This is a genomic window from Sporosarcina contaminans, from assembly GCF_042679045.1.
In the GTDB taxonomy this organism is placed as follows: Bacteria; Bacillota; Bacilli; order Bacillales_A; family Planococcaceae; genus Sporosarcina; species Sporosarcina contaminans.
Window position 1 is genome coordinate 52,927 of record NZ_JBHTLT010000131.1, and the last position, 10,897, is coordinate 63,823.

A 10,897-nucleotide genomic window follows, 5' to 3' on the forward strand; every position below is an offset into this window, starting at 1 on the left:
AAAGGATGTGAGTTTATGAGTGATTTAGAAAAAAGCAAGCTCATAAAGCCACCATTTCCCAAGCTACGATGTTTTTCTTTCAAACCTATTACGATTTTTTAGGAGAGGGTTATTTTGAAGAAAAGCATCGAAAACAATACACCAAGCTTACTTTTATTAATTCTACTAGTAGGCTTTCCACAAATTAGTGAAACCATTTTCAGTCCGTCTCTACCTTCGATTGCAAAAGAATTTAACACTTCAACAAGTAATGCACAACTTACGATGAGTGTGTACTTTATCGCTTTTGCCTTCGGAGTATTTTTCTTTGGAAGATTATCCGATAGAATTGGCCGTAGAAAGGCAATGCTAGTCGGTTTATTTTTCTATTTTATTGGAAATCTACTTTGTCTGGCATCCAATGGGATATCGGTTTTATTAGTTGCACGTTTTGTTCAAGCTTTTGGTGCAAGTGTTGGATCTATTGTGACACAAACGATTTTACGAGAGAGTTTTTCTGGTGTACATCGTCATAGATTATTTGCCAAAATTTCAGCTGTACTCGCTTTCTCGCCTGCCATCGGCCCATTAATTGGCGGTTTTGCTGAATACTACTTTGGTTTCAAAGTTGTATTTTGGGTGTTGGTCGCAATGAGCATTGCATTATTTTGCTACGCATTTTTACGATTACCTGAAACCAAGCCTGCTACTATTAGATTGCAACTTCTGCTTCCAATTATAAAGCGTATGATAACAAATCAGCGCCTATGGTACTACGGTATATTAATTGGTGGATTAAACGGTATATTGTTCAGCTACTATACTGAGGCACCTTTTATATTCATTCAATATTTTTCGTTAACGAGTGCAATGTTTGGCTTTTTAGGAATAATCGTTGCAACCGCTACTATCTCAGGTGCAATGTTGTCCAATCGACTTGTTAGCAAAATAAAACCAGAGAAAATTATTATGCATGGATTAATCATTCTGATCAGTGGAACAATACTCGCTTGTTCTACACCGCTCTTACCAACGTTACAATTACCAATCATGATAACCAGTGTGTTTATTATTTTATTTGGTATAGGAACAGCTTTGCCAAATTGTTTAAGCTTGGCTCTAAATGATTTTCAGGATGTTATCGGATCTGCCGGGGCGATCTTTAGTCTATGCTACTATTTACTCGTAAGCGCTACAACATATGGGATGAGCGTACTTCAAAATGGTACAATACTAGCAATGCCATTATACTTCTTACTGTTGGGCTTTGTTATGCTTTTAATAGGATTCCGCATACAAAAATAAAAAAGGATTACCTAAAAAAGAACAGTTATGGACAAACAAATCGTTTTCCATAACTGTTCTTTTATCCATGTATCATATGAACGTCAATAACTTTTACCGATCAAAAAATGCTGGAGCAACATTATAACCGCCCCAGCAACAATTTTTTACTCTGAAATCTTCACCGCATAATCAGCTAACAAACGTGCGCCATATCCCGTCGCCGACTTTGCATAATAGCCGGATGGTTTTGACTTGCTCATCATTCCAGCCATATCGACGTGCAGCCACTTGCTGCCTTCAGGAACGAAGCGTCGAAGGAAGAGGGCCGCCGTAATGGAACCACCAAAATTCAATGAGCTAATATTGTTCATATCCGCATAATCACTCGATAATGTTTTGTCATACTCTTCTACTAATGGCATCGGCCAAACGAAGTCCCCGTTTTCGTCACCTATTTTCTTCATCGCATAAGAGAGCTCTTCATCGCCAAACACACCGCCAAGGGCAGTTCCTAATGCATTGACAATTGCTCCAGTCAATGTAGCAATGTCTACAATATATTCGGCATTCAATTCACCAGCGCGAATTAAAGCGTCCGCTAAAATAAGGCGCCCTTCCGCATCAGTGTTGCCAATTTGAACAGTTAGGCCGTTTTTATAATGAATCACTTCACCTGGAAGGACAGCCGTGTTGTCTATCGTATTTTCCACCATTGGAATTAGCGCCACGACATTCACCTGCGCTTTTGTTTCAGCCAATAACTGCATTGCACCTGCAACTGCAGCTGAGCCTCCCATATCCATTCTCATGTCGCTTAAATCTTTGCCGCTCTTTAAGCTAATACCGCCAGTGTCGAAAGTGACTCCCTTACCGACAAGTGCCAATAGCGGTTTTGTTTCATCACCCTTATATCGCAGCTCGACAAAAGATGGTTTGTACTTGCTGCCTCTTCCGACAGTAAGGACTCCGTTCATTTCCATTTCTTCGATCTTTTCTTGATCAAAAACGGTCACTTCAATCCCTTTATCCTCAAGCTGCATTTTTAGCACTTCTGGATACGTTTCAGGATTTAATACATTCGAAACTTCATTCATTAAGTCGCGGGAAAATGCTGTTGCTGCAGCACGGATTTTGCCAATTTCAGCATATGATTTTGCCTCTTCCCCATCCACTTGCAATTCTGTCTTGCTTCGTTCTTCTTTCGTTTTGTAATTCAGGAACTGATAGCTGCCTAAATCCCAACCTTCAGCAAAAGCTGTAGAGACGTTATTTTTGTCCAAATTAGCAAATGCTGTTTTTAATGTTTCACTGCTCACTACAGCTTCCACTATTTTTTGTTCAGATAGATGGCGTGCGATGTCACCCGCTATAGATCGTACTTTTTCAAGTGAAGGTTTCTTCTGCTCTTTTAAAACAACGTATTGAACATCGCCGATTAATACAGAGCAAAAAGCTGCTTGTTGCTGATCGACATATTGCTGTACTGCTGCATTTCCTGTAACTTTTTCGTTTTGTGCATAGATAATATTTACGACGTTGGACATTTCCTTCTCCCCCTACTTACTATTTCGACTTCAGAAATAGTTTACCATATAGAGCGTCAATAAAGAATTATCTTTTATTTGCTAATACTAGACAAAAAGTTGCAATAGGGCCCAATATTAGCGACAGCAAAAACCAGTTCAACCCACTTCTGTTTTTTCCTTGTGCAATTCCCGCATTGATTAATGATAGAGTTCCCCATCCTACAAAATATCCGGTTTCCATTACATATCCCTCCATTTTCCATCATATATTTTTCAAAAATTCATTTGCTTCTTTTACGCTATTTGTGCATAATAACGCATTTTCCACATTTGTTACAACCCTATTTTCTATGTCAATATATTCCGAAAGTGGGCTTCTATTGAAGAACTCTTTCCACTTGTATTTTTTCTCCACTTTCTTTACCTCTTGCTGAATCGCTTCATAATTTATTTCATTAATCATAAACAGCGCTTTGTCTTTTTCGACCTTTTGAAATCGGCTGAAAAGGATGACCAACTGTTTATCATCAAACTCGTCTTGCAATAAGGGTAAAGTAGTCCCTACATTATTTGCTGCATCCATCAACTCGTCTGTCCAAAATTCATTACGATATTTTGGCTTGCCAAACAAATTAGATGCACCTCCAAAGTCTACTTACTACTACGTTTGAAGATGTATAAAGTTCCGAAAATAAATAAATTCAGTACCTTGCAATGAACAATACCATATGATATATTGATGTTACTACTTACTATAAGTCAGTACCGTTCTATATATAGTAGCGAAAGGAGGCTATATGGTGAATATCCAATTTAAAAAAGGCGTCTTAAATTTATGTGTACTCGTGCTGTTAGATAAACAAGATCGGTATGGCTACGAATTAGTTCAAAAAATTTCAGATCGGATCTCCATTTCGGAAGGTTCCGTCTACCCTTTGCTGCGTCGATTAACGAAAGAAGGCTATTTTACAACGTATTTGCAAGAGTCTTCTGAAGGTCCGCCTCGAAAGTATTATCAACTGACGGAAGCCGGACGTGAATACTTACATGAGCAACTATCAGAATGGCGCAGCTTTACTGAAGGAGTCAATCAATTAATCGAGGAGGGTGCTTCGAATGAATGAAAATCAATTTATCTATGAACTTGAACAGGCATTGAAAAGGTTGCCTGCAGATGAACGAGATGACATTATCTTGGACATAAAAGAGTATTTTTCAAACGGGCGTGAGGATGGTAAATCGGAAGAAGAAATTGCTGCATCACTTGGTTCTCCAAATAAAATTGCGAGTGAACTGTTAGAAGCTTATCCATTCAACCAGGAAGAAGTTTCCATGCACACGACAATGAGTGAAAAGATGACCATTCCAGACAATTCATTTACGAAAGTCGATATTGACGTTCAACATGGAGCGCTTTTCGTTTCTCCTTCCGATACGTCGGAGACGACAGTCGAGTTGATCGGTCAAAAGGATAAATTGGAGTTAACGGCAGATGTTATTGGGGAAACATTAAAGATTCGGTTAAAGAACAAGTCTCATTGGTTATTCTTATTTAATTTCCATACAAGGGCGGTGGCTTTGAACGTGTTTATTCCGAAAAAAGTGTATGAATCTGTCGCAATGAAATCAGATAACGGTAGAATAAAAGCACAAAAATTAATCGGACGTAACATCATGTCAAAAACAGATAATGGACGAATTGAAATCGATGAAGTCGCTTCGACCTCTTTAACAGCAGAAACCGATAATGGCAGAATCGTGATTAAGAAAGTACAAACGGACCGTCTGAAAGCGAAGACGGATAACGGGAGAATTCATATGCGTCATATCGAAGCGGACTCGATTTATGCAGAGTCGGATAATGGCAGACTCGAATTCGTTGACATTAAGAGCGATGTGACAGGAGTAACAGACAACGGCAGGATTACGTTACAAACAGAGCAATTGAACCACCATATCGATTTCCAAACGGATAATGGCAGCATTGAAATCCAAACCGATCAAATGCCTGAAAATGCAACAATCATTGCGAAAACTGGATACGGCAAAATCGATGTGTATGGGGAAAGGAACACACGCACACGATTCGGTTCTGAACAATATCAGATTCGCTTGAAATCAGACAACGGCAGAATTACCGTGAAGTGATAGCTTTCGGTTGAGCAAACGTATGCATCGATTCATTAACGTACAGCAAAAGGGGTATCAAAACAAATGGAAACTGTCCGGATCTTTCAAGAAGATATTTTCCGGACAGTTTGCTCGACTATTGATAGAGTTCATCATGTTGAAGTCTGTAACATTGTCATAATTCTCTTCTCCAACCAGCTTATTAAATTCATCTTCTCTTAATAATAGCGGTAATTAGTCTGCAGAGATCACCTTTTCCTCTTCATACACTTGATTGAGCTCTACAGCTTTATTCTTCGCATTCACTTCTCGCCCATATCGCTCAGACAATTGACTTTCCCTTGTTCTCTTCCCTAACCATCACAGTCTCTCCTTTGCACTTTTTTACGTGTTTAACCCTTTCCGAATCAAATAAAAACAAAAGAATATGATATAGTGAGACATCAATCCTTTTATGAACTATCATTCAACAACAAACGAAAAGGGGTCATACGATGGTTACGATCTTTGTCGATGCAGATGGATGTCCTGTTGTAAATGAAACCATTTCGATCGCTAAACAATTTAATTTGCCATGCAAGCTCATTTGCGATACTGCACACGAAATGCATCGAGAAGGCGCTGAAACGATCATCGTTTCCAAAGGTGCAGATGCAGTTGACTTTGTTTTAGTGAACAGAGTGCAAAAAGGAGACATCGTCATTACACAAGATTATGGGTTAGCGGCAATGGTATTGGCTAAATTGGCTCATCCGATAGATCAGAATGGAAGGCGATATACAGAAGAAAACATTGATCAATTGCTTTTCGCTAGACATACCGCACAGAAAATTAGAATGGCCGGCGGCAGACTGCGTGGTCCAAAAAAACGATCAAAAGAACTGAATGAACGCTTCTCTTTTCAATTGAGAGAACTCTGCAAAACACTTCTCAGCAAAGAATAAACCCGCCTACAGCGAATCGAACAACGAAGAGTTCGATTTGCCGTATTTCTGCGACCTGTGCGGAAATTAAGGCACCTCCGAGTTCGATTGGCCGTTTTCTGCGACCTGTGCAGAATTTAAGGCACCTCCGAGTTCGATTGGCCGTTTTCTGCGACCTGTGCAGAAATTAAGGCACCTCCGAGTTCGATTGGCCGTTTTTCTGCGACCTGTGCGGAAATTAAGGCACCTCCGAGTTCGATTGGCCGTTTTTCTGCGACCTGTGCGGAAATTAAGGCACCTCCGAGTTCGATTGGCCGTTTTTCTGCGACCTGTGCAGAAATTAAGGCACCTCTGAGTTCGATTGGCCTTAATTTCTGCGTCCTTTGCAAAAATTAAGGCGCTGTGGACATCGCTTTCTTAGACTATCATCCACATGCTAAGCGTTTTCAAGCCAAGCTGAAGAAACTCCTATCCTTTACAACAAACCCTAAAAGACTGAAAACCCTGCTTGCAGTGGCCTTTCATAAACAGTTTGCCACTTACATACAATACCTTACGATCTTTTCAATCACTTTCCATGCTGCTGTAATCCCATTTCTTTTGCAATCAATTCATACGAACGTAGTTTATCCTGAAAATCGTAAGCGATCATGACTAACATCACTTCATCCGCCTCATACACGGCAGACAACTCTTCAATTTGGCGGCGGACCGATTTCGGTGTTCCTACAATCATCCTTTTACGATTTTCTTGGACACGCTTTTGCTCAAAATGACTATATGAATAAGCCATTGCCGTTTCTGGTGAAGGAATTCCTTTCGAAGACATCCCCTGTTCTGACATAAGCATAGAAAGAGTTAACGATGAAGCGATCCTTTCAGCTTCTTCCTCCGTTTCTGCACATGCGAAGAAAATGGCGACTGCCTGCTGTGGCTTCGGCTGACTGTTAGACGGCTTGTAACGTTCACGGTAAATGGACGCACAAGCTTCACCCCCTTCGCCATTGATAAACTGCGCAAACATATATGGCAAACCTTTTTCAGCTGCCAACAATGCAGAGTTTTGACTGGAACCTAACATCCAAATTGGAGGATTGGTACATGTGACTGGGGTCGCTTTCAATCCAACATACGGGTGATCGGAAGGAATACTGTCATTTAAATACATGATCATATCATCGACTTGCTGTGGGAATTTATGGACATCCCGATATTTGCCGTCATGCAGCGCATATGTAGCCCTTGGCATCCCACCAGGAGCACGTCCAATGCCTGCATCGATTCTTTCAGGAAAGAGTGCTTCCAGCAGTTTAAAGTTTTCAGCCACCTTAAATGGAGAATAATGTGTAAGCATAACTCCACCAGAACCGATACGAATCGATGATGTAATAGAAGCCAAATGAGCCATCAATATTTCAGGGGAAGAGCCTGCTAACGTCGTAGAGTCATGATGTTCAGATACCCAGAATCGATGATAACCCCATTGTTCTGCTTTTTTCGCCAACTGAACAGTATTTTGCAAAGCCTCGGTTGCATTGCTCCCTTCAGCAATTGGCGATTGGTCTAAAATACTCAATTTAATGGACATGTCAACATCCTCCTATCTATTGTTGACCATTGTACACAAAGTAATTTGTAATCTCATAAGAATTGCCTCATCAATTGTTTGCACGGACTTTTAAGTGGTAAAAGAATAAAAAGAAAATATGGAGGTTTCTTATGCCGAAAATCCTTTCTGTTAGCACCGTCCTCCCTCCTTACGAAGTGAAGCAAGAGCAGGCGGTAGAGCTGACTCGCTCCTTATTCAGCAATCGATATAAAGATATTGAAAGACTACTAAAAGTGTTTGAGAATGCGGAAATTGAAAAGCGAGATGTTTGCATGCCGCTTGAATGGTATAGCGAGCCGCATGATTTTAAAGAACGGAATGATTTATTTATCCATCATGCAGTGAACTTAGGGATTGAAGCAATCAATCACTGTTTGAACAATGGGGATGGGTTAATTAAATCCGTTTCACCATCAGAAATTGACGCAATCTTTTTTGTTTCAAGCACAGGCATTGCAACGCCAAGTATAGAAGCGCGCATTATGAACCGTCTTCCGTTCCGCGATGATACGAAAAGAATTCCAATATGGGGACTCGGATGCGCCGGAGGAGCTGCCGGAATTAGCAGGGCTTACGAATATTGCAAAGCCTTTCCGAAGGCGAATGTCATCGTTCTTTCGATTGAACTTTGCAGTTTGACTTTCCAAAAAGAGGACTATTCAAAGAGTAATTTAGTTGGCGTCTCCTTATTTTCCGATGGGGTCGCATGCGCATTAATATCAGGCAATCAATCTGAAATTGCTACTTCAGGTACTGTTCCTTCCATCCTCGGCACGACATCTAAATTAATGCCGGATTCTGAAGATGTTATGGGCTGGGATATTCAGAACAATGGATTGTACGTCATTTTCTCAAAAAGCATCCCTTCCATCATTTCAACTTGGTTAGGACCTTTCGTACATGAGTTTTTACATTCCTATCATTTGGATAAAGATGATATTGCACATTTCGTTGCGCATCCAGGCGGCAAGAAAGTGTTAGAGGCCTACGAAGCAGCGATGGGGTTTGATTCCAGCAAAACAGAAATCTCAAGAAATATTTTGCGAAACCATGGCAATATGTCATCACCAACTGTTCTTTACGTACTGAAGGAATTTATGGAAAACGAAGCTGCAGCTGGGGAGTATGGCTTAATGGCAGCATTAGGTCCAGGCTTCAGCGGCGAATTGTTGCTATTAAAATGGGAGTGAGCGGATGTTCATCTATATTCTTATGTTAGTCATATTACAAAGGATCATCGAGCTTTTCGTCGCGCGGCGCAATGAACGCTGGATGAAAAGCAAAGGTGCAATCGAAGCCGGCGAGGGGCATTATCCTTTTATGGTCGCCATGCATATTGCTTTTTTCGTCTCACTCATCGCAGAAGTAGTATTTTTCAATCGATCAGTATCCGCCATTTGGATCGTTTGGCTTTCCTTATTTGTCATTGCTCAGGTGTTCAGAGTATGGTGCTTATTATCTTTAGGAAAGTATTGGAATACAAAAATCATCGTCCTCCCAAACGCGGAAGTAGTTCGAAAAGGGCCTTATAAATGGTTGCGGCATCCAAATTACATCATCGTAGCAACTGAGCTCATCGTACTGCCCCTCCTCTTCAACGCCTATTTCACTGCCCTCCTATTCACATGCCTAAATATATGGATGATGACCGTACGAATTCCGGCAGAAGAAAAAGCGTTGGCAGAAGTGACAAATTACCGAGAACAGTTTTTGATTGAATGACTTTCTTTAAACAAGAAACAGTGAACAGCGGAGCAGACAGATGAATTTCTTCACGTCTATAAAGAAGAGAAGCGTGTCAGTAGACCTGTGGAGTGAATCCGACTGACTTCGTCAGTATATATGTGATGCACGACAGTATAGCAACTAACTACGCCAATAAACTCTAATGCGCGCCAGCTACCTATAAAGGAGCTTGGCGCGCATTTACTGTTAAGAAGGGATGCGAGTCAACGTTTTCCCCATATAACCGAACATTACTGTCAAAATTGGCGATAACAAGCAGAAGAATGCAAATGGCAAGTACGATATTGTTGACACATTCAACACATCTGTAATGAAAATGCCGCATACACTCCATGGCACTAATGGATTGACGACCGTTCCTGCATCTTCCATTACCCGGCTCAAGTTTTTATTTGCTAAACCGACTTTTTCATATTGTGATTGGAACGCTTGGCCCGTCAATAATATGGACAAGTACTGTTCTCCGATCATTACGTTTATACCAATCGCGGTTAAGGCGGATGCCATTATTACAGACGAGACTTTTTTGAGCAACATTTCAATTTTCGCAAGCAATGTTTGAACGATACCTAAAGTAAATAACAATCCGCCCATGCTTAGCGCCAATAGGACGAGACCGACCGTAGCCATCATACTTTCCACTCCGCCTCGTGACAATAAAGCATCTACATCTGCCACCCCCGTCGTAGACTTAAAGCCGAAAAACAGAATTTCTAACACTTCGGAAATAGCGAAACTTTGGTGGAAAAATGAAATAATGACAGCGACCGCTGAACTGATGGCTAAAGTGAGCAATGCCGGAACTTTTTTGATCGTTAATACAAACAAAAGAATTAACGGGATAATTGCGTACCAATGAATCATGTTTGTCTCTAACAAAGTATTTTGGAACAATGCAATCTGTTCGAAATCATCTTTCTTGGCTCCTGGAGATAGTATACCGAAGAGCAAAAGTGATAAGAAAAATGCGGGCACTGTCGTCCATCCCATATTGCGGATATGCTCAAATAGATCAACCCCTACGATGGAGGAAGCCAAGTTTGTCGTATCCGATAAAGGGGACATTTTATCTCCAAAGAATGCACCAGAGACAATTGCTCCCGCAGCAATCGGCAATGACAGGTCAAGAACATGCGCCATACCGATAAATGCAACGCCAACTGTTGCGACTGTAGTCAATGAACTCCCGATGGAAATGCCGACAATTGCCGTAACGACAAAAACAATTGCAAAGAAAAATGTAGGTGTAATTAACTGAAAACCTGTGTAAATAAGAGTTGGAATCGTACCTCCTATCATCCAACTGCTAATTAGAATACCGATAAAGAAAAACAGAAAAACTGCGCCCATTCCAGCTCCAGCGCCATCTATCAATCCCTTTTCGAGATGTTTAAACGGAATTTTTTTCGTTAGCCCATACGCTATCAGCAATAATATCGAAAACAGAATCGGCAAATGCGGAACTGATTCGAATTTAATAATACTGACGCTAATTAATATGATAATTCCTATCACAAGCAGAAACGATTCTACTGCAGTAGGCTTATGAATCGCTTTAATCTTAAACATGGCCGCTTCCTCCTCGATAAAATAAAAGGTTCTAAATCAAATGTTGGGGTGATGTGATTTGCACGTCACCCTTTTACTTAGATACCGCTGAGTAATGTTGATTTGCGCTACAGGGCGGACGCTTTCCG

At 40.8% G+C, this 10,897-nt stretch carries 11 protein-coding genes; 6 read left to right on the forward strand and 5 right to left on the reverse strand.

Annotated elements, in window-relative coordinates; translation table 11 throughout:
* The first annotated feature begins 111 nt into the window (after nucleotides 1–111).
* Nucleotides 112–1,284 (forward strand): multidrug effflux MFS transporter, encoded by a 1,173-nt coding sequence (locus ACFQ38_RS17540; RefSeq protein ID WP_381482579.1) that lies wholly within the window; start codon nucleotides 112–114, stop codon nucleotides 1,282–1,284.
* Between the two features lie 146 nt (nucleotides 1,285–1,430).
* Here the strand turns inward: ACFQ38_RS17540 and ACFQ38_RS17545 are convergent, their stop codons facing one another.
* From ACFQ38_RS17545 to ACFQ38_RS17555, 3 genes are all read right to left on the reverse strand, one after another.
* Nucleotides 1,431–2,810 carry a leucyl aminopeptidase family protein gene (locus ACFQ38_RS17545; protein WP_336823615.1) on the reverse strand — a complete coding sequence of 460 codons (1,380 nt, stop codon included), beginning with the start codon at nucleotides 2,808–2,810 and terminating at the stop codon, nucleotides 1,431–1,433.
* 67 nt (nucleotides 2,811–2,877) lie between these two features.
* A complete protein-coding gene (locus ACFQ38_RS17550) occupies nucleotides 2,878–3,033 on the reverse strand; it encodes a hypothetical protein (RefSeq protein WP_336823614.1) in 156 nt (51 codons plus the stop codon).
* Nucleotides 3,034–3,054: 21 nt separating this feature from the next.
* Nucleotides 3,055–3,423, reverse strand: a complete 369-nt coding sequence (locus ACFQ38_RS17555; protein WP_381482558.1) for a hypothetical protein — start codon at nucleotides 3,421–3,423, stop codon at nucleotides 3,055–3,057.
* A 169-nt stretch (nucleotides 3,424–3,592) separates the two neighbouring features.
* Here ACFQ38_RS17555 and ACFQ38_RS17560 point away from each other — a divergent pair, with 169 nt between their 5' ends.
* The 3 genes from ACFQ38_RS17560 to ACFQ38_RS17570 all read left to right on the forward strand — a co-directional run bounded on the left by ACFQ38_RS17560 (nucleotide 3,593) and on the right by ACFQ38_RS17570 (nucleotide 5,866).
* Complete coding sequence (locus ACFQ38_RS17560) at nucleotides 3,593–3,916, forward strand: PadR family transcriptional regulator (RefSeq protein WP_336823612.1); 324 nt, start codon at nucleotides 3,593–3,595, stop codon at nucleotides 3,914–3,916.
* Nucleotides 3,909–4,940, forward strand: a complete 1,032-nt coding sequence (locus ACFQ38_RS17565; RefSeq protein WP_336823611.1) for a DUF4097 family beta strand repeat-containing protein — start codon at nucleotides 3,909–3,911, stop codon at nucleotides 4,938–4,940. The genes ACFQ38_RS17560 and ACFQ38_RS17565 overlap by 8 nt, the downstream gene beginning before the upstream one ends.
* 476 nt (nucleotides 4,941–5,416) lie before the next feature.
* A complete protein-coding gene (locus ACFQ38_RS17570) occupies nucleotides 5,417–5,866 on the forward strand; it encodes a YaiI/YqxD family protein (RefSeq protein WP_336823610.1) in 450 nt (149 codons plus the stop codon).
* A 547-nt stretch (nucleotides 5,867–6,413) separates the two neighbouring features.
* Here ACFQ38_RS17570 and ACFQ38_RS17575 read toward each other — a convergent pair.
* Nucleotides 6,414–7,433, reverse strand: a complete 1,020-nt coding sequence (locus ACFQ38_RS17575) for an LLM class flavin-dependent oxidoreductase (protein ID WP_381482561.1) — start codon at nucleotides 7,431–7,433, stop codon at nucleotides 6,414–6,416.
* 131 nt (nucleotides 7,434–7,564) lie between these two features.
* On the opposite strand from ACFQ38_RS17575, the gene ACFQ38_RS17580 reads away from it, so the two are divergent.
* The gene (locus tag ACFQ38_RS17580) at nucleotides 7,565–8,644 is read left to right on the forward strand and encodes a type III polyketide synthase (RefSeq protein ID WP_336823608.1); all 1,080 of its coding nucleotides are present in this window, start codon (nucleotides 7,565–7,567) and stop codon (nucleotides 8,642–8,644) included.
* Nucleotides 8,645–8,648: 4 nt separating this feature from the next.
* Nucleotides 8,649–9,176 carry an isoprenylcysteine carboxyl methyltransferase family protein gene (locus ACFQ38_RS17585; RefSeq protein ID WP_381482564.1) on the forward strand — a complete coding sequence of 176 codons (528 nt, stop codon included), beginning with the start codon at nucleotides 8,649–8,651 and terminating at the stop codon, nucleotides 9,174–9,176.
* A gap of 210 nt (nucleotides 9,177–9,386) precedes the next feature.
* Here the strand turns inward: ACFQ38_RS17585 and nhaC are convergent, their stop codons facing one another.
* Nucleotides 9,387–10,769 carry a Na+/H+ antiporter NhaC gene (gene nhaC / locus ACFQ38_RS17590; protein ID WP_381482567.1) on the reverse strand — a complete coding sequence of 461 codons (1,383 nt, stop codon included), beginning with the start codon at nucleotides 10,767–10,769 and terminating at the stop codon, nucleotides 9,387–9,389.
* Between the last annotated feature and the right edge of the window lie 128 nt (nucleotides 10,770–10,897).

Coding starts and splice junctions, on each gene's coding strand:
- ACFQ38_RS17545 (WP_336823615.1), bottom strand. CDS start 2,810: ATGTCCAACGTCGTAAATATTATCTATGCACAAAACGAAAAAGTTACA.
- ACFQ38_RS17550 (WP_336823614.1), bottom strand. CDS start 3,033: ATGGAAACCGGATATTTTGTAGGATGGGGAACTCTATCATTAATCAAT.
- ACFQ38_RS17565 (WP_336823611.1), top strand. CDS start 3,909: ATGAATGAAAATCAATTTATCTATGAACTTGAACAGGCATTGAAAAGG.
- ACFQ38_RS17570 (WP_336823610.1), top strand. CDS start 5,417: ATGGTTACGATCTTTGTCGATGCAGATGGATGTCCTGTTGTAAATGAA.
- ACFQ38_RS17575 (WP_381482561.1), bottom strand. CDS start 7,433: ATGTCCATTAAATTGAGTATTTTAGACCAATCGCCAATTGCTGAAGGG.
- ACFQ38_RS17580 (WP_336823608.1), top strand. CDS start 7,565: ATGCCGAAAATCCTTTCTGTTAGCACCGTCCTCCCTCCTTACGAAGTG.
- ACFQ38_RS17585 (WP_381482564.1), top strand. CDS start 8,649: ATGTTCATCTATATTCTTATGTTAGTCATATTACAAAGGATCATCGAG.
- nhaC (WP_381482567.1), bottom strand. CDS start 10,769: ATGTTTAAGATTAAAGCGATTCATAAGCCTACTGCAGTAGAATCGTTT.